This is a genomic window from uncultured Succiniclasticum sp., from assembly GCF_902793885.1.
In the GTDB taxonomy this organism is placed as follows: Bacteria; Bacillota; Negativicutes; order Acidaminococcales; family Acidaminococcaceae; genus Succiniclasticum.
The window spans coordinates 36,354-53,420 of record NZ_CADBFF010000013.1; the positions used below are offsets into that span (position 1 = coordinate 36,354).

The 17,067-nt window shown below is 50.0% G+C and carries 16 protein-coding genes and 4 tRNA genes; 18 read left to right on the forward strand and 2 right to left on the reverse strand.

What is annotated here, in order from left to right:
* Positions 1-83 precede the first annotated feature (83 nt).
* Positions 84-170: transfer RNA gene (locus tag QZV31_RS07810), tRNA-Leu, on the forward strand.
* 115 nt (positions 171-285) lie between these two features.
* Complete coding sequence (locus QZV31_RS07815) at positions 286-1,794, forward strand: SH3 domain-containing protein (RefSeq protein ID WP_295359487.1); 1,509 nt, start codon at positions 286-288, stop codon at positions 1,792-1,794.
* 79 nt (positions 1,795-1,873) lie between these two features.
* Here QZV31_RS07815 and QZV31_RS07820 read toward each other — a convergent pair whose 3' ends face one another.
* Entirely contained in the window at positions 1,874-3,040 is a 1,167-nt protein-coding gene (locus QZV31_RS07820) for a glycosyl hydrolase family 18 protein (RefSeq protein ID WP_295359488.1), read from the reverse strand.
* A gap of 334 nt (positions 3,041-3,374) precedes the next feature.
* On the opposite strand from QZV31_RS07820, the gene QZV31_RS07825 reads away from it, so the two are divergent.
* The 6 genes from QZV31_RS07825 (at position 3,375) to QZV31_RS07850 (ending at position 8,050) form a co-directional block, all read left to right on the forward strand.
* Complete coding sequence (locus QZV31_RS07825; RefSeq protein WP_295359489.1) at positions 3,375-3,929, forward strand: gamma carbonic anhydrase family protein; 555 nt, start codon at positions 3,375-3,377, stop codon at positions 3,927-3,929.
* A gap of 126 nt (positions 3,930-4,055) precedes the next feature.
* Entirely contained in the window at positions 4,056-4,955 is a 900-nt protein-coding gene (locus QZV31_RS07830; protein WP_295359490.1) for a hypothetical protein, read from the forward strand.
* A gap of 116 nt (positions 4,956-5,071) precedes the next feature.
* Complete coding sequence (locus QZV31_RS07835) at positions 5,072-5,542, forward strand: peptidylprolyl isomerase (protein WP_093729109.1); 471 nt, start codon at positions 5,072-5,074, stop codon at positions 5,540-5,542.
* Between the two features lie 195 nt (positions 5,543-5,737).
* Positions 5,738-5,938 carry a cold-shock protein gene (locus tag QZV31_RS07840; protein ID WP_093729110.1) on the forward strand — a complete coding sequence of 67 codons (201 nt, stop codon included), beginning with the start codon at positions 5,738-5,740 and terminating at the stop codon, positions 5,936-5,938.
* A gap of 107 nt (positions 5,939-6,045) precedes the next feature.
* Positions 6,046-7,494 carry a lipase family protein gene (locus QZV31_RS07845; protein ID WP_295359491.1) on the forward strand — a complete coding sequence of 483 codons (1,449 nt, stop codon included), beginning with the start codon at positions 6,046-6,048 and terminating at the stop codon, positions 7,492-7,494.
* A gap of 175 nt (positions 7,495-7,669) precedes the next feature.
* Positions 7,670-8,050: a desulfoferrodoxin family protein gene (locus tag QZV31_RS07850; protein ID WP_093729112.1), complete on the forward strand. Its 381-nt coding sequence runs from the start codon at positions 7,670-7,672 to the stop codon at positions 8,048-8,050.
* A 289-nt stretch (positions 8,051-8,339) separates the two neighbouring features.
* Here the strand turns inward: QZV31_RS07850 and QZV31_RS07855 are convergent, their stop codons facing one another.
* Positions 8,340-9,896, reverse strand: a complete 1,557-nt coding sequence (locus QZV31_RS07855) for an ABC-F family ATP-binding cassette domain-containing protein (RefSeq protein WP_295359492.1) — start codon at positions 9,894-9,896, stop codon at positions 8,340-8,342.
* 317 nt (positions 9,897-10,213) lie between these two features.
* Here QZV31_RS07855 and QZV31_RS07860 point away from each other — a divergent pair, with 317 nt between their 5' ends.
* The 10 genes from QZV31_RS07860 to QZV31_RS07905 all read left to right on the forward strand — a co-directional run bounded on the left by QZV31_RS07860 (position 10,214) and on the right by QZV31_RS07905 (position 17,066).
* Positions 10,214-10,681: a YhcH/YjgK/YiaL family protein gene (locus tag QZV31_RS07860; RefSeq protein ID WP_295359493.1), complete on the forward strand. Its 468-nt coding sequence runs from the start codon at positions 10,214-10,216 to the stop codon at positions 10,679-10,681.
* A 179-nt stretch (positions 10,682-10,860) separates the two neighbouring features.
* A tRNA-Asn gene (locus tag QZV31_RS07865) sits at positions 10,861-10,935 on the forward strand.
* Positions 10,936-10,939: 4 nt separating this feature from the next.
* Positions 10,940-11,004, forward strand: a tRNA-Glu gene (locus QZV31_RS07870).
* Positions 11,005-11,014: 10 nt separating this feature from the next.
* A tRNA-Val gene (locus QZV31_RS07875) sits at positions 11,015-11,090 on the forward strand.
* Between the two features lie 200 nt (positions 11,091-11,290).
* The gene (locus QZV31_RS07880; RefSeq protein WP_295359494.1) at positions 11,291-12,193 is read left to right on the forward strand and encodes a hypothetical protein; all 903 of its coding nucleotides are present in this window, start codon (positions 11,291-11,293) and stop codon (positions 12,191-12,193) included.
* 99 nt (positions 12,194-12,292) lie between these two features.
* Positions 12,293-13,603 carry an amidohydrolase gene (locus tag QZV31_RS07885; protein WP_295359495.1) on the forward strand — a complete coding sequence of 437 codons (1,311 nt, stop codon included), beginning with the start codon at positions 12,293-12,295 and terminating at the stop codon, positions 13,601-13,603.
* Between the two features lie 106 nt (positions 13,604-13,709).
* Complete coding sequence (locus tag QZV31_RS07890) at positions 13,710-14,540, forward strand: DUF3100 domain-containing protein (RefSeq protein ID WP_093729117.1); 831 nt, start codon at positions 13,710-13,712, stop codon at positions 14,538-14,540.
* The gene (locus tag QZV31_RS07895; protein ID WP_093729118.1) at positions 14,537-14,983 is read left to right on the forward strand and encodes a DUF340 domain-containing protein; all 447 of its coding nucleotides are present in this window, start codon (positions 14,537-14,539) and stop codon (positions 14,981-14,983) included. The genes QZV31_RS07890 and QZV31_RS07895 overlap by 4 nt, the downstream gene beginning before the upstream one ends.
* A gap of 272 nt (positions 14,984-15,255) precedes the next feature.
* Positions 15,256-16,116, forward strand: a complete 861-nt coding sequence (locus QZV31_RS07900) for a methylenetetrahydrofolate reductase (protein WP_295359496.1) — start codon at positions 15,256-15,258, stop codon at positions 16,114-16,116.
* 218 nt (positions 16,117-16,334) lie between these two features.
* Positions 16,335-17,066 carry a vitamin B12 dependent-methionine synthase activation domain-containing protein gene (locus QZV31_RS07905; RefSeq protein ID WP_295359497.1) on the forward strand — a complete coding sequence of 244 codons (732 nt, stop codon included), beginning with the start codon at positions 16,335-16,337 and terminating at the stop codon, positions 17,064-17,066.
* The last annotated feature ends 1 nt before the right edge of the window (position 17,067 follow it).

The following is a 17,067-nucleotide window of genomic DNA, read 5'->3' on the forward strand; positions in this document are numbered from 1 at the left end:
CGAATTGTTCGTAAAAAAAGTACTTGACAAAAAGCAGAATCCGTTGTATATTATACAAGCGTTCTGAATTATGTCAGAAACATGCGGTAGTGGCGGAACGGCAGACGCGCTAGCCTCAGGAGCTAGTGGGGGTTGACCCCGTGGAGGTTCAAATCCTCTCTACCGCACCAATCATAAACGCAAGGCCTCACATCGGGTGTGTGAGGCCTTTTTTATATTTCTGTAGCCGAAACCACTTTGATTATGCGAAACAGAATGGTATAATCTTTTTGAGGTGATCCTGCCATGAGATTGACAGAACAAAATATAAGAAACAGTAAGTTCCTTACCCTTTTGCTTACTTTTGCAGTGTTAGTCTCTGCTTTCTGTTTTGGCTGTTCCGGCTCAAAAAAACCGGCTGCCAACGATCCTGTGTCAGAAAAACCGAAAGCGCAAATGCCGGAAGTCCCCATGGATAAGACGGCTGCACGTTATGGCACGGTGTATCTGGATTCCGAACGTACGCAGGAATTCAATCTGTATCAGGAGCCTGCCAATGCAAAAAGCCCGGTGACCGGTAAGGTTAAGGCCGGCGATCAGTTCAGGATCCTGGATGAAAAGGACTTTTTTGTGCTGGTCGAAACAGAAGACAAGCGTAAAGGCTGGATTTTTAAACACAACGTGGCGGAGTATTTCTTCTGGTCTCCGGAAGAGAAAAAGGATGGGAAACAGCTGCCCGTTCCGGATGCGCTGGCCGTGTTTGGCCCCAGCTTTGAGGAGAATCCGGTGGAGCCTGCTGTCTGGTATGAAGTTTGTCCTAAAACAGATTTGGATCTGTATGAGTTCCCTCATGTAAAAGCGGCTGTGGTGGCAAAGACAAAGGCCAATCACCGCTATCTGATCACGGATACGGCCATGGTGGGGTTTCCCAGGCTTTCCTACCGGGAATTCCCAAATGGATCCAAGGGCAGCCATATTGTGGGGCTGGGCTTTGAAGACTCTGTGTTCTATCAGGAAGGACGGGTGTTCCGAACCGGGCACGGTTCCCCATATGCAGCGTACAGCGGGTTTAAGAATATAGAAAATTTTGATCCGGATTTTAAAAATCTGGCAAAATACCGGAGCCACTGGCTGCGGCTGCAGACAGAAGACGGAACGGAGGGCTGGACAAAGAGTTACCAGTTTGAAAAACCCAAAGAGGATCTGTGGAACCGGGCCATTTTCTTTGCAGGATATGGAGGCCCGAATATGTACCTGCATGTGAAAGAACATCCTGTTAAGATTTTGTTCAGGACGTATAAGCAGCCCCTGTATGAAGACAGCAGCAAAGAAAGCGTTGCCTTTTCTGTCAAAGAGGAAGCGTATTACGGTTTTAGCAACAGTCGTGTAAAAGTGTTGGAAGAAAAAGGGGATATGAGCCGGATCCAGTCTTATAAAAACGGCTTTACCGCCTGGGTTCCGTCCCGTTATCTGGTCGACTATAAACTGGCTTACGGGCATGAAATTGAAAAAGTCAGAGAAGGCCTGAAAATACGCGGAACCAAATCCTATTCCGATTTTGCGTTACGGGAGTTTCCGAAAGAAAGCGAGATGCCGAAACCGGATCCTGCAGTCGTCCGGACCGGTGTGATCGCCGGCACGGAAGTGCGTATGCGCAAGGAAGGAAATATGCGGGGCGAAGTCCTGGGTTATTTCGATAAAGGCGAGAAAGTAACCATTCTGGAAACCAAAGAAGGATGGCATAAAGTGAAACGGGCCAACAACGCAGTTGGTTGGGTGTCCGGTCAGTTCTGCAAAGAGGAATTTGCAAGATAGTTTAATCAGCGTTTCCTTACTATGCAGCAAATATAAACAGCGTGGCTTTGCGTTTGTGTTCAAAGCCACGCTGTTTGGTTCAGGACTGTTTTTTCTTTTTGTTTTTGTTTTTGCTTTTGTCAGTGTTTTCAGTAGCCTCTTTTGGTTGGGCGGTTTTGTCTTCCGCCGGTTCTGCCTCTTTCAGCTTTTCTTCCAGCATGGGCCAGACTTCCGGTTTTTCGAAACCGTAGCGCCAGGTGGCGAAGCCTGCCAGATTATACTGTTTCAGCAGCCCGGCCTTGTGTGCCAGGCTGGTTTTGTTTTCCTGCCAGAAAGAGTAAGGCACGTCGTTTTCCACGTAAGAATAATACGTCACTTTTTCCTTTTCCAGCCAGCGGCAGCGGAAAGTCTCGTCGCTGCTTTTTTCTGCGATGAGCTTTTCGGAACCGGGCATGGACAGGGTTTTGGCGTAGAAACGCTTATTGTCATTGTCGTAGTGCCACAGCCGCATGTAGAGGGGCATTCCCAGCACCACTTTGTGAGGCGGAACTTCCTCCAGGGTGTTTTTGATACCCCGTTCCACCCAGTCGTAACCGGCGGTAGGGCCGGCTTCGGGGCTGCCGCCGGAGTACTGGTCATACGCCATTACCATCATGTAATCCAGATGCTCCGCCAGGGCCTTCCGGTCGAAGCATAAAGACCAGTTGGGACTGCCCTTGGGCACGGTCACATCCATGCTCAGGATCAGCTTATCCTGCTGGGTGGCTTTGCGGATCTGCTTCACAAATTCCGTGATCCGGTCCTTATCCGCTTCGTAAATATTTTCAAAGTCCAGATTGATGCCGTCAAACTTATGCTTCTGATACTGCTGGCGCAGCTGCTCAATGACAAACCGTTTTGCGTTTTCATCATCTAACAGCTTTTTGGTACGATCCGGCTTGAAACCGTTGGTGATTAAAGGCCACACCTGGTAGCCCCTGGCATGGGCCCGTTCCACGTAGCCCTCCACACTTTTGTCTTTGATTTTGCCATATTCGTTTTCGATTTCGTACCAGCAGGGAGAGACCACATTGACCCCCGGCACCTTGTCCAACGTAGACAGGTCTACTTCCGGCTTATGATCGTGCTGCCATACCAGATTGATTTTGTAAGGCAGGGCCGGCTTGGGCGGGGGCGCAGGCGGCTGCTCTGTGGTCGTGCATGCCGTGCAGGCCATACATCCCAGCGCCAAAAGGCTGATTAACACTTGTGCAAAAAGTTTTTTCATAATAAAACTCCGTAAGTAATAATAGTTACGCTACCATTATATCAAAAAAACGAAATCTGTGCGCAGGTGTTTTATTTCATTTTTTCTTATGTTATAATAGTTTATACTTAGAAAGAAGCTGTAAGGAAAAGACATGAGCAAAACGTCGTGAACGATTGCGTTATTTCATGAGACAAAATGAGCCGTGGCGGCGAGGCTGTCTGAGGGGCACAGCCCCGAGTTCCGAAGCCGCAGGCGCATGAGTCCATGAAATAGCAATCATTCACGGTTTTGCGTTGTCTTTTCCTTACAGCATGATTCACAAACTTTATATTTTTAGTCAGGAGGATCTCACATGTTAAGAAAATTTAAAGGAATCAGCCCGGATGTTGATCCGAAGGCTCACGTATTTGAAAGCGCGGATGTAATCGGTATGGTAAAAATGAAAGAGTTCTCCAGCGTATGGCCCAACTGCACGGTGCGGGGCGACGTGAACCGCATTGAGATCGGCCGCTACTCCAACATTCAGGACAACAGCTGCCTCCATGTGGCAGACCGCTATGCCTGCATCGTTGGCGATTATGTGACCGTTGGCCACTGCGCGACCCTGCATGCCTGCACCATCGAGGACCATGTGCTCATCGGCATGGGCTCCGTGGTACTGGACGGCTGCGTAGTAGGTACCGGCAGTGTGATCGCGGCGGGCGCCGTGGTGACCAAAGGCACCATTGTAGAACCCTATTCCCTGATGGCCGGCATCCCGGCAAAATGTATTAAAAAACTGCCGGAAGCCAATATGAAAACCATCCACAGCCAGGCTATCAAATATAAAACCCTGTGGACGGAAGGCTACGGCATTCTGCCGGACGCGGACGGGGAGTCCTATCACGGCGAAAAGATTATGGACTGATGTATCCTGCGGTCCGAAATGAGGGATGGTTTGCCTGTGCTGTTTAAATCGCAGGCAAAACTGTCCTTGGCAGGGCACATAGGTTATTCAGTGTTAAAATGCTTAGGAGATTGTGTTTACGTAATTATGGCTAAAAGGGAAAATAAATTTGCGAAGACGGTACGGAAGGAAGATGTCTCCAACGAGAATTTCGGTCTGGGCCGGCCTTTCGATTTTGATGACAGGTTTAACCGGGTCGCCATCATAGGCGCGTTGATTGCCACGATCCTTCTGCTGATTTTCCGTCAGGTAACGGGGAGCGGCACGGGCAGCGTCATGCTGGACGGCGTTAGTTATGCCGCCGGCTTCTTCTTCGCCTACCTCATTGGCAGGGAAGTGGATCCGGAACCGGGGCGTGAGTGGGGCGCCCTGCTGGGGGCTTTTATCACCCTGGGGCTGGAAACCTTTATGGGAGTGAACATCAACGGGGTCGTAGGCCTGTTGTGGATGCTGTTCGTCTGCCGCATGTTCAACCGTACCTCCGGTTCCCGGCACCGCATCGGGGACAACGTCATCATCCTGGGTTCCGCTTTCTGGATGGGACACATCGGCTACTGGCTGTTCCCGGTGGTGACGGGGATTTGTTATGTGCTGGAAAGCCAGATCAAGGAAGGCTATTTCCGCAGTCTGTATCTGGCCGGTATTGCCTTTGCTATGTGTGTTGTTACGGGACGCGGCACGGAAGTACCTGTGTTGTCCGCAACCTATCTTTATATGATGGGCATCGCTTTCATTTTGTTCCTGCCTCAGCTCACTATGGCCGCGTACAGTACGGCCCGGGATGACCGCCATAACCAGTATCTGGTCCGGACCCGTCTTCAGTGCGCCCAGGCCGTGTTCCTGCTGGCCACAGGGCTGCTGCTCTATTTTGGCGGCAATACGGCCGGTATTATTTTCCTGCCCTGCATCGGGACAGCCATCGGCACGGGCCTTTTCCTGCTGCTGTATCTGGTGAAGAAGAAGCAGGAGGAAGAAGGAAAGCAATAAAGCATATCTGTTTTACCGATAAACCGTTGCCGTTTCCTCTCGATCCGCTTCCGAAACGTTGGTTGAGAAAAGGTAAAATATATATAATTATATAATGAAAGCAAGGAGATTTTCAGATGGCAGAAAGAAAAATTCAGTTTACTACTAACAAAGGTGTATTTGTGGCTCAGATGTTTGAGGAAAAGGCGCCCCAGACTACGAAGAATTTTATTGAGCTGACGGAAAAAGGCTTTTATGACGGTCTCATTTTTCACCGCGTCATTGACGGCTTCATGATCCAGGGCGGCGACCCCACCGGCACCGGCCGCGGGGGCCCGGGCTACCGGATCAAAGATGAGTTCGGCGAAGGGCTGGCCCACGACAGCGAAGGCATCCTTTCCATGGCCAATGCCGGTCCCAATACCGGCGGCAGCCAGTTCTTCATCACGCTGGCTCCCACACCCTGGCTTAACGGGCATCATGCCATTTTTGGCAAGATCGTAAAAGGCATGGATGTAGTACGGGAAATCGGTTCCGTAGCTACCAACTTCCAGGACAGACCGGTGGACCCGGTTGTCATGGAAAAAGTGGAAGTGTTGGCAGAATAAAAATGTAGTTCCTATTTTTAGAAATGGGAACAAGCATTATTCTTCTTACAGGTATAAACGAATGTGCTGTATTTTGAATAACAATAATATTCTGTAAATATTTTGCTTGCATATTTGTCATCTTTGTCATATAATATGAACGTTGGCGAATGTGATACAGCGTCAGCTAAAGTATTTTTTTAGGAGGCCCGCAAGATGACAGGCAAAGTAAAATGGTTTAATGCAGAAAAAGGTTATGGTTTTATTGAACGTGAAGACGGCGGCGATGTATTCGTACATTTCTCTGCTATTCAGGTTGAAGGCTACAAAACTCTGGAAGACGGTCAGACTGTTGAATTCGATGTGGTTGAAGGCAGCCGCGGCGAACAGGCAGCTAACGTTCGTCCTGTAAAATAATCTGTTTTTCAAAATCTGATTGCACGATCGATCCGCATGAACCAAAGGGCATTCCTGAAAAAGGAGTGCCCTTTTTATGTTTATAGCGTTGTGACAGGCAGGATGTTATGAAGTGTTTTATTCTTTTTTTGGTCACCGTCTGGCTGCAGTGTGCTTTCTCGGGAACGGGATCTGCGGAGATGCCCCTGGGCAGTCTCGGATATTCCCCGGAAGATACGAAACCGGTACTGCAGCAGAAAACAGAATATAACAGAGCCTACTGGACTCTTTTTTCCCTGATTGCTTCTTCGGCAGCCTATGTGCCGGATAACGGGATCGAGGCCGTGTATCTGAAAGACCATGGCTGGGAGTTTGCACCGAACCGGATTACGGACGGTAAGACCACGGTGCATTTTATTACGGCCAGAGGAATGATGGCGGACGGCAAACCGTTATATGTGATTGCCTTCCGCGGCAGCGCGGATAAAAAGGATTGGGCAGCGGATTTTGTAACGGGCCAGGTGGTCTATGGCGGTAAAACACTGGAAGAGTCGGAAAAGATATCCGGTTCCCTCCTCGGTGGAAGCAAAGAACGGGACGCGATTCGGGCTGCGGCGAAAAAAGCCGGCTTTGCCAGACCGCCCCGGGTGCACAAAGGGTTTAACAGCTACGCGGACCTGACTTTGCGGATGCTGCTGACTTCCGGTTCCTATGAGTTTCTGGAACAGTACCGTAATGAAAAAGAAGCGCGCCTGCTGCTGACCGGGCACAGCCTGGGCGGTGCGGTAGCCACCCTCGTAGGGCAGCGGCTCATTGATTTCGGCTTTGCCCCGGACAGACTGCAGGTCATTACCTTCGGCGCGCCGGCGGTTGGCAACACACCCTTTGCCCAAATGTATGGGGACCGCCTTGACCTGATTCGCGTCACAAATTCGGAAGACCCTGTGCCTCTGACACTGCAGGCAGTACTGCGCAACTATAAGCAGTTCGGGAAGGAGGTCCGCTTCCGCATTCCCAGGACTTTCAATAATATGAATCATTTCCTGCATCTGTATCTGGATGCGGGGCTGAAGAATTATTACAGCGCATTTGACGATACGGTAAAGCAGGGGCTCATACATAAGGAAACGGATGAGAGGCATAACGCTGCGGATCAGCCAACGGTGCTGTTGTATGTGGAAGGAAGCGGATCGGGAAAGAAAAGGAGCAATACGGATGTAAAAACCGCCATGGAGTTACTGGAACGGTTTATCCTGAATGAGTATAAAGCCCTGTTCCCCAATTATGTTGTGGTGCGGTCTCCGCAGGATCCGTATGAGGCCCTGCATACGCAGGCGGCGGACTACCTGCTGGAGGTAAAATTTGACGCCGTGACCAATCAAAATAACAATAACTGGTTCCTGACAGTGGAGCAGACCGTGACGGATAAAAATGGCAATGTACTGCTTGCCGACACTGCATCCAGAAGGACTTCGCCCTTGGCGGGCAATATCCTGGCGGCTATGGAAGTGATCGGCGTCCAGAAGACGGAACTGCTGCGGCAGATGCCCTGGCTGCGGAAGGAAGCGGAAAGATAACACCATCTGCCCTTGGTCAGCGTGCAGACGAATTAATCATCGTTTCCAATAGTTTTGGAAGCAATGTCTCCACAAATTTATTAGACATTTATGCGGGCTATGGTGTATAATATTTTTAAACGTTAATAAGAATTGTTCTTGATATGTTAACAATATTTGCTGAGGAGGGATTGCTATGGATTCGAGATTTTACAGTTGCCGCAAATGTGGTGTGATCGTAGGATTGGTGGAAGGCTCTCTGACTGGAGTGACCTGCGACGGCGAACCTTTGGAAATGATGCGCGCCAACAGTGTAGACGCATCCCGGGAAAAACATGTGCCCGTGGTGAGCGTGGCAGAATCGATTGTTTCTGTTAAGATCGGAAGCGCGGAGCATCCCATGACGGCGGCTCATCATATCAGCTGGATTTATCTGCAGACCCAGAAGGGCGGGCAGCGCCGGGCTCTCACCATTGATGATAAACCGGAAGCAAAGTTTGCCCTGGTAGACGGGGATAAACCTGTTGCCGTGTTTGCGTACTGCAATCTCCACGGCCTGTGGGTGACGGAATTGTAATATTGGTAAGTAATTACATAAACACAAGCGGCCGGAGAAAACATCGCAAAACCGTAAATGATTGCTATTTCATGGACTCATGTGCCTGTGGCTTCGAAACTCGGGGCTTCGCCCCTCAGACAGTCTCGCCACGACGGCACATTTCATCTCATGAAATGACGCAATCTTTTCCGATGTTTTGCTTATGTTCTCTCCGGCCGCTTTCTTTTATGTGTACTTTTGATTTGCACCTATACAGTACGGTTTTGCGATGTTTTATCCTTGCAGCATGATGCATTCGTTTGTAGTACTATATAATTTTCGTCGTCCAGTCTTCTATGTTCCAGACCTCGTCGATCCAGTCCTCATAGAATTCCGGTTCGTGTGATACTAGAAGCACGGAACCTTTAAATTCAATGATAGCCTTTTTCAGTTCCTCCTTGGCTTCCACATCCAGATGATTGGTGGGTTCGTCCAGTACCAGCCAGTTGACTTCCTGTAACATCAGTTTACAGAGCCGCACTTTGGCTGCTTCGCCGCCACTGAGCACGAATACCTTGGTGGTGATGTGCTCGTTGGTCAGGCCGCAGCCTGCCAGAGCGGCGCGGACTTCCGCATTGGTCAGACCGGGATAGGCATCCCACACGTCTTCCAAAGCGGTCTTTTCGTTTTTGACACGTTCTTCCTGCTCAAAGTAACCGGGCTGCAGAAAATCTCCCTGGCGTATGGTTCCCGCAAAGGGGGGGATCATACCCAAAATCGTTTTCAGCAGGGTAGTCTTGCCCAATCCGTTGACGCCCCGCACCGCCACTTTTTTGTTGCGTTCCAGCTTAAAGGAAACCGGACGGGTCAGGGCGCTGTCGTAACCAAGCACCAGATCTTCCGCTTCTGCCAGAAAGCGCCCGGGAGTTCGGCCAGGCTGAAAACGGAAGTGAGGCTTAGGCCGTTCTGTGGGCTTCTCGATCATCTCCATCTTGTCCAGCTGGCGCTGACGGCTGCGGGCCATGCCGGTGGTAGCGACTCTTGCCTTGTTCCGGGCAATGAAATCTTCCAGCTTCGCCACTTCCTGCTGCTGCCGCACGTAGGCGGCCTCCAGCTGGGCCTTGTGGATCTGGTACAGTTCCTGGAATTTGTCATAGTTCCCGGTGTAACGGGTCAGCTGACAGCCTTCCAGATGATAAATTACGTTGGCTACGTCATTTAAAAAGGCTACGTCATGGGAGATGAGGATGAAAGCGTTTTCGTAATTCTGCAGGAAGCGGGTGAGCCAGCGGATGTGCTCCACATCCAGATAGTTGGTGGGCTCGTCCAGCAGCAGAATATCGGAATCCTGCAACAGCAGCTTGGCCAGCAGTACCTTGTTGCGCTGTCCGCCGGAAAGATCTGCTACATCCCTGTCCAGACCGATATCTCCCAGGCCCAGGCCGTTGGCAAAGTCTTCAATCTGGCTGTCCAGGGAGTAAAAACCGCTGTGCTCCAGGCGGCTCTGAATCTCGCCTACCCGGGCCAGCATTTTGTTCATGGTATCTTCATCCGCCTCTGCCATTTTGTCGTACAGCTCCAGCATTTCCTGCTCGGCGGCAAAATCTTCATTGAAAGCCGTGCGGAGCACGTCCCGGATGGTCTTGCCGTTTTCCAGGCTGCTCATCTGATCCAGATAGCCTACCTTGATCTTGCCGGGCCAGGTGATCTGGCCGTCGTCAGGCAGCAGGTTGTTGGTGATCAGATTAAAAAAAGTAGATTTGCCTTCCCCGTTGGCGCCCACCAGGCCGATGTGTTCCCCTTTTTCCAGTTTGAAGGAAACATCTTCCAGAATCTGGCGCCCGCCGAAGGAATGGCTTACGTGACTTACGGTTAAAAAGCTCATAGGTCCCCCTGTAATACTAAGACTTCAAAAAGCAAACGGCCTCTGCCGTTTCCTGTACGCGTATGCATAAAAAAATATATGCCTATTCTATCCTATACAGGTTGCTTTTGTACAGAAAAATTTTGTGGTACAATATAAAAAACGCTTTAGTATTCTGGTTAATAGTGGCCGGGCAACCCGGGAGGGTCCCAGTCGACGAAGGAAGTCACGCTGAGCGTAGCGATGCGCGGCACACTGAGGAGTGGGAGGTGGGTTTCCCTGCCAATGCTTCGTCGAAACAGTAGCAGATTAAGTATGACGCACAAGGAGGAAACACCATGATTACCGGTAATAAAAAAGACATTGCGAAACTTTTGCCGTATGTATCCCAACGTCTGGGGACCGCCCTGCAATACATTGCGGAAACAGATTTTACCAACGTGAAGAACGGTGAATATCATTTGGACGGAGACAAGGTCTTTGCCCGGGTGGACCGTTACACGACAGAACCCAAAGACAGCAAAAAGCCGGAAAGTCACAATGCCTACATTGATGTACAGTATCTGGGGGAAGGTACGGAAAAGATTTATTACACTGCCAAAGCAGATACCCATAAAGTCATAGAAGATTACGCTGCGGAACGCGATCTTCTCTTCTACGCGGATGCGGGAGAAAAAGACAGCGTTACCCTGGGCGACGGCGTCTTTGCCATCTTCTTTCCCTGGGAACTGCACCGTCCCGGCTGCCATGCCCTGCACGCCGGCTGCGCCGTGCAGAAGATTGTGGTAAAAGTGCTGGCCGAGTAAACCGGTTATGCCGGTTATCGACCTGGTTCGACTGTGTTTCCTGACAGGTTTTTTGCATTTTCAGAAAGCGCTTGGAAAATACATAAGCATGATTCTGAAAAATATCTTAAAAAAGTTGTTGACAAGGTCTTGTGATTGTGGTAATATAACTCACGTAGTCGTTAAGACTGCGAGCTAATTCCACCATAGCTCAATGGTAGAGCATTCGGCTGTTAACCGAAGGGTTGTAGGTTCGAGCCCTACTGGTGGAGCCAATGTGGCCGGTTGGTCAACACCGCCCTTTCACGGCGGTATCAGCGGTTCGAATCCGCTACCGGTCACCATATTTTTTTTGGGCGCTTAGCTCAGCTGGGAGAGCGTCTGCCTTACAAGCAGAATGTCAGCGGTTCGATCCCGTTAGCGCCCACCAATTAAAGACAGAAACGACGGACAGGTTCACAGCCTGTCTTTTTTGTTTTTACAGCGCAATGTATACATGCGTTACGAATTTATTTTATGGACGCTTTATGTTATAATTTAAGATAATATGGGTCACTGGCTACTATGGAATGAACTCATTGTGACAAATGAAAATAAAATGATAAGGATGATTTTTGAAAGGGTGTTACTATGTTAACGGTAAAAAGAGTTACAGCGTTGTTATCCATGGTTACGGTTTTGGTTTTTATGGCATTTCCCGCTATGGCAGCGGAACTGTCTGTGAAAGAGAATCGGACAAGATCGGGAATTGTCAATGTCGCGGTACCATATATTTCCGGTTCCGTCGGGGGAAAACAAGTCGATAACATAGTGAACAAGGCGGTGTTATCGTATGTGAATTCACAGATGAAGCAGATTATGTCCAAGGAGGAAATAGAGACCTTTGAAAGTACTCACGCAGATCCCCGTGAATTAGGTGAGATGCTGCGTTATAATACGGATCTGGTCAAATATACGGATAAGAAGATTGTGGATAAGAATACGGCGGGCAGAGTGACTGCTTCCTGGTATGTACGCAATGAGTATGAAGTCAAAGCTGCCAAAGATACGTTTTATTCTGTGATCCTTAAAACAAAAACGTATACTGGCGGCGCCGGTGACGTAATCGTCTGGAAAGCCATGAATTTTGATTTAAAAGACGGGCATTTAATGGAATTGAAAGAACTGTTTGATGCCAACGCAGATTACGCTTCCCGTTTACAGACACTGATCGGGTATCAGCAGAAGGGAAGGGCCCGCCTTATCAGACATATTAAAGGAAAGAATGTTTCGGAACCCACTCCCGTTACGATTACCGGTCAGGAAAACTTCTATGTGGACGACCATTATAATCTGGGCATCATCCTTTATTCGGGAGCGTCCGGAGCGAAACGGTTGCCTGTGGACGGAGCGGCTGGCAAAGCTGCTGAAACTTCCAAGGGGACGCCTGCCGGTGAGTCCGGTCCGGCTGCTGTAAACAAGCAATCTGCAACGGGACAAATGGAAATATATGATATTTCACTGAATGATTTTGCAGATCTCATCAGGCTGTAATTTGGTCTGGAGAAACTATGCAGAAGTGAACCACTGTACAAAGAGAACGGTTGTACAGGTTAGCACGGATTGAACCATAATTCAAAGGAGCTGATTCCCATGGATAAAGAAGCGTTGAAAGCTGCGGTCTGCAGTGCCATCGATGCGGCAAAGGCTGACATCGAAAAGCTGGCCCTGTGCATTGAAAGCGAACCGGAGCTTGGCTTTAAGGAAACCAAAACGGCAAAAAAAGTAGAAGACTATATGCGGTCCTTAGGTCTGGATCCTCAGACCGGCCTGGCCCTCACCGGTGTCAAAAGCCGGGTCAAAGGCGGTAAGCCCGGACCTTCCGTGGCGGTGCTGGCGGAACTGGATGCCATCGGTACCCCGGACAGTCCCAAAGCGGATCCTCTTACCGGAGCGGCCCACACCTGCGGCCATTTCCTCCAGACTTCTGTCATGCTGGCGGCCTGCACCGGTATCATCAAATCCGGCGTCATGAAGGAACTGGCAGGTGATGCCGTGTTCTTCTCCGTTCCGGCAGAAGAATATGTGGAAATTACCTACCGGAAGAGCCTGCGGGAGCAGGGGAAACTGCATTATATCTGTGGCAAGGGCCAGCTTATTTACGAAGGCCACTTTGACGACATCGACATGACCATGATGATGCACTCCCAGGCCAACATGCCCCAGAAGGCGGTGGCCATCGGTAGTTCCAGCAACGGGTTTGTAGGAAAGACCGTGCAGTATATCGGCAAGTCTGCTCACGCAGCCAATGCTCCCCACGAAGGCATCAATGCCCTGAACGCGGCCTGCCTGGGTCTCATGGGCATCAACGCCCTGCGGGAGACTTTCCGTGAGCAGGACATCATCCGGGTACATCCCATCATCACCAAAGGCGGCGACCTGGTGAACAACGTGCCCGCGGACGTGCGCATGGAACTGTATGTGCGTGCCGCTACCATGGAAGCTATCGACAACACCCACAAACGGGTGGACGCGGCCCTGAAAGCCGGCGGCGACGCCGTAGGCGCCCAAACCATTGTGGAAACTCTGCCGGGCATGCTGCCCCTCCACTGCTGCAAAGAGATGAACGACCTGTTCGTGGCAAACGTGAAAGAGTTCTCTCCGGAAACAGAGATTGTGGATTCCGGTCACTTCAGTGCTTCTACTGACATGGGGGATGTGTCCCATCTCATGCCGGCCATCCATCCGTTCATCGGCGGTACGGACGGAGCTCTCCACACCAAAGACTTTACCGTGACGGATTTTGACGCGGCGGTGATTACCCCGGCCAAAGCCTTTGCCCGCATGATCGTGGACCTGTTGTACGATGACGCGGCCTGTGCGAAAAAGATCCTGGCGGATAACAAACCGCTGCTGACCAAAGAAGAATACATTGCCAAGTGCGATTCTTATTTTTCTAAATAAGTTTTTCCAAAATAATTTCAGAGAAGCAAAATTCATTGTGTTATCATAATTTATCTTTTTGGTTTCTCTGCGATTATAAAAAATTATTGTTAAGGAAGTGAGTGAAATGAAAGATTTCCGTCTCCATCTCATCGTTCTCATCCTGATCGTTGTGGCGGAAAAAATCGGCAACATTTCCATCACGGTGGGTGTCGGCAAAATCGTGCTGCTGCCCATGATGTACGCGTTGCTGATGGGCGTAGCGACAGCGCCCCGGTTTACGAAAATCTCCTCTGAAAAGAATGTCAAAACAGCCAGCTCGCTGTTAGGCGTTACCCTGATGCTGCTGATGGCCCGGTACGGTACCCTGGTAGGTCCGAGCCTGCCGAAGATCCTGGCGGCTTCTCCTGCACTGATCCTGCAGGAATTCGGTAACCTGGGCACCATCATCATCGGTGTTCCCCTGGCAGTGTTTGTAGGGCTGAAGCGGGAAGCCATCGGCGCTGCCCACTCCGTAGCCCGTGAACCGAACGTAGCCCTTATCGGCGAACGGTTCGGTCTGGACGGCCCGGAAGGCCGCGGTGTTATGGGCGTTTACATCTGCGGTACGGTTATCGGTACCATCTTCTTCGGTCTGATGGCCAGCCTGGCGGCGGCATACCTGCCGTTCCATCCTTACGCCCTGGCTATGGCTGCCGGTGTAGGCTCTGCCAGTATGATGACTGCAGCCGTAGGTTCCCTGTCCGCCATGTTCCCTCAGATGGCAGACCAGATTGCGGCGTTCGGCGCCGCCTCCAACATGCTGTCCGGTCTGGACGGCCTGTACATGAGTATCTGGATGGCCCTGCCTTTCGCAGAATGGCTGTACAGAAAATCCTACCGCATGAAATACGGTGTGGATCCGGAACCCCCTGTGATTAAGAATCTGGAAGAAGGAAAGGAAGGTGAAGCAAAATGAAGATGAGTGAAACCTTAGGTGTTTTATTAATTTGCGGCTTCCTTTCATTAATTGCTAACGTAGTGGGAACGAAAAACGGTTTTGTGGAAGCCATTCCCGGCATGCTGTTCCTGATTGCCCTGGCTTTTGTGGGCATCTGGCTGGGCAAAGTGATTCCCGGCGGCATCCCCGGCGTTGCTTACGTGGTAACCATCGGCTGTATCCTGACCGTTCCCGGAGTGCCTTGCGCGGCCGCCATCTCGGCAGCAGTATCCAAGGTTGGTTTTATGCAGCTCTGTACCCCCATCCTGGCCTATGCCGGTGTGGCGATCTGCAAAGACCTTGACGTTTTTGCGGAAAGCAGCTGGCGTATCGTTGTGGTAAGCTGCGTGGTATTCATCGGTACCTATATCGGTTCCGCTATCATCGCCCAGCTGATCCTGAAAGCGATTGGACAGATTTAACAGTTTGAGTTTACCGAATGTGAGTGCCGGACTGAACCGTTTTCATTACAAAGAAATTTTGAAAACGATAAGTCCGGCGCTTTTATTATTTCTGAAAGGTGTTATATTTGATACAGTTCAATTGTAATTTTAACTTTTAGAAAAATATCTTTCTAAGTTGTTCGAAAAATTGAAAGGTTTCTGCTAAAATTGTGATAATATCATTGGTAAACTATGAGCAGGAACTGTGAAGAAATCTTTTTGAGCAGTTCTTTAAGGAGAGGGGCGTTTCTATGAAAATCATCAATCTTTTAAAAGGAACAAAACCGGGCGTGTCCTGCGAGCTGTTTCCGCCTAAACAGGGAAGTCAGCTGGCTAATGCGTTGGAAATTGTAGATACCATTGCGGAACAGAAGCCTTCTTTTATCAGCGTGACCTACGGGGCCGGCGGGTCCAATGCTGGGGAAGCGGTGGCTGTGGCGGCAGAGGTACATAAATGCGGCATTCCTTCCATGGCGCATTTTACCTGCATCAATGCGGATGATCAGGGCATCGAATCCATGCTGAAGCAGCTGCAGGCAAAGGGGATTGACAACGTCCTGGCGCTGCGGGGCGACCTGCCGGAAGGGACATCGCTGGAGCATGCGGAGTATCAGCATGCCAGTGATCTGGCTAAGAAAATCAAATCTTTTGGTGATTTTTGTGTGGGCGGCGCCTGCTACCCGGAAGGCCATCCGGAAAGCGCCGGTCTCAATGATGATATTGAAAAACTGAAAATAAAAGTAGACAGCGGCGTGGAGTTTCTGGTGACCCAGATGTTCTTCGACAATGATGTGATGTACAATTATATGTACCGGCTGCTGGCACACGGTATTACGGTGCCGGTGGTGCCCGGGGTGATGCCTGTTACCAATGCGAAACAGATACAGCATATCTGTAAGCTGAGCGGAACCAAGCTGCCGTTGCGTTTCCGAGCCATTGTGGAAAAGTACGGGGACGATCCGGAGGCCATGAAGCAGGCGGGGATTAATTATGCCACGGCTCAGGTGCTGGATCTGCTGGCCAACGGATTCATGGATGTGCATATTTATACGATGAACCGGCCGGAGATTATTGGCGGGATATTGCAGAATCTTTCCTGCATAGTAAAATAATCTATAATTGTTTTGTTAGGAAAAGACATCGCAAACACGTCAACGATTGCTATTTTATGGACTTATGAGCCTGTGGCTTCGAAACTCGGGGCTGCGCCCCTCAGACAGTCTCGCCACAACGGTTCATTTCGTCTCATAAAATAACGCAATCGTTTCCTACAGTTTGCTTCTGTCTTTTCCTATCCACAACATTTTTGTACATAGTTATTTAAATGAGTATGGTGAAAGAACAGATTCAATTTAACAAAAAAGAAGCATTACGATACTATCGGGCTAAGCCGGATGATGAGGTGGCTGAAGCAGTCATCGACGCAGCGTACATAAAGCTGAAAAATGAACTGCAGCCCCGGTTTACGGTGAAGCGGTTTGGATGCAGGGCGGACGTGGAGTCTGTAGTGTTAGATAACGGCACTGTGTTTCACAGCAAGGCGCTGGCCCGGTATGTGGGGGCGGCAACGGAACTGTTTCTGTTTGGGGCGACGTTAGGGAGCCGTGTAGATATTGCGCTGCGGCGTATGGCGCTGACCAGTGTGGCGGAGGCCGGGGCCGGTCAGGCTGTGGCGGCGGCGCTGATTGAAACGTACTGTGATGATTGCTGCGTGGAACTGCAGAAGCAGTTGCCAGAAGGGAAGAAACTGAAGTGGCGTTTTTCTCCCGGATACGGTGACTGGGCGCTGGAGGAACAGAAGATTTTGTTCCCGGTGCTGGACTGTGCCCATACCATTGGCCTCACGTTGACGGAAAGCTGCATGATGGCACCGGTGAAATCTGTGACGGCGGTAATGGCAATTACGGAAGATGACGTAAAAGAAAATAAAGTACAAAAGGATAAATCTGGAAAAACTTTTTTCAAAAAGTTTTATTGTAATCAAACAGATAATTATTTTTCAAATACAAATAACAAATGCCTGCACTGCAATAAGATCGACTGCGAGTTCAGGCAAAAATAGT

What these genes read in the sequence shown, in the direction of transcription:
- QZV31_RS07815 (WP_295359487.1), top strand. Translation starts at nt 286, where the DNA reads ATGAGATTGACAGAACAAAATATAAGAAACAGTAAGTTCCTTACCCTT.
- QZV31_RS07820 (WP_295359488.1), bottom strand. Translation starts at nt 3,040, where the DNA reads ATGAAAAAACTTTTTGCACAAGTGTTAATCAGCCTTTTGGCGCTGGGA.
- QZV31_RS07825 (WP_295359489.1), top strand. Translation starts at nt 3,375, where the DNA reads ATGTTAAGAAAATTTAAAGGAATCAGCCCGGATGTTGATCCGAAGGCT.
- QZV31_RS07830 (WP_295359490.1), top strand. Translation starts at nt 4,056, where the DNA reads ATGGCTAAAAGGGAAAATAAATTTGCGAAGACGGTACGGAAGGAAGAT.
- QZV31_RS07835 (WP_093729109.1), top strand. Translation starts at nt 5,072, where the DNA reads ATGGCAGAAAGAAAAATTCAGTTTACTACTAACAAAGGTGTATTTGTG.
- QZV31_RS07840 (WP_093729110.1), top strand. Translation starts at nt 5,738, where the DNA reads ATGACAGGCAAAGTAAAATGGTTTAATGCAGAAAAAGGTTATGGTTTT.
- QZV31_RS07845 (WP_295359491.1), top strand. Translation starts at nt 6,046, where the DNA reads ATGAAGTGTTTTATTCTTTTTTTGGTCACCGTCTGGCTGCAGTGTGCT.
- QZV31_RS07850 (WP_093729112.1), top strand. Translation starts at nt 7,670, where the DNA reads ATGGATTCGAGATTTTACAGTTGCCGCAAATGTGGTGTGATCGTAGGA.
- QZV31_RS07855 (WP_295359492.1), bottom strand. Translation starts at nt 9,896, where the DNA reads ATGAGCTTTTTAACCGTAAGTCACGTAAGCCATTCCTTCGGCGGGCGC.
- QZV31_RS07860 (WP_295359493.1), top strand. Translation starts at nt 10,214, where the DNA reads ATGATTACCGGTAATAAAAAAGACATTGCGAAACTTTTGCCGTATGTA.
- QZV31_RS07880 (WP_295359494.1), top strand. Translation starts at nt 11,291, where the DNA reads ATGTTAACGGTAAAAAGAGTTACAGCGTTGTTATCCATGGTTACGGTT.
- QZV31_RS07885 (WP_295359495.1), top strand. Translation starts at nt 12,293, where the DNA reads ATGGATAAAGAAGCGTTGAAAGCTGCGGTCTGCAGTGCCATCGATGCG.
- QZV31_RS07890 (WP_093729117.1), top strand. Translation starts at nt 13,710, where the DNA reads ATGAAAGATTTCCGTCTCCATCTCATCGTTCTCATCCTGATCGTTGTG.
- QZV31_RS07895 (WP_093729118.1), top strand. Translation starts at nt 14,537, where the DNA reads ATGAAGATGAGTGAAACCTTAGGTGTTTTATTAATTTGCGGCTTCCTT.
- QZV31_RS07900 (WP_295359496.1), top strand. Translation starts at nt 15,256, where the DNA reads ATGAAAATCATCAATCTTTTAAAAGGAACAAAACCGGGCGTGTCCTGC.
- QZV31_RS07905 (WP_295359497.1), top strand. Translation starts at nt 16,335, where the DNA reads ATGGTGAAAGAACAGATTCAATTTAACAAAAAAGAAGCATTACGATAC.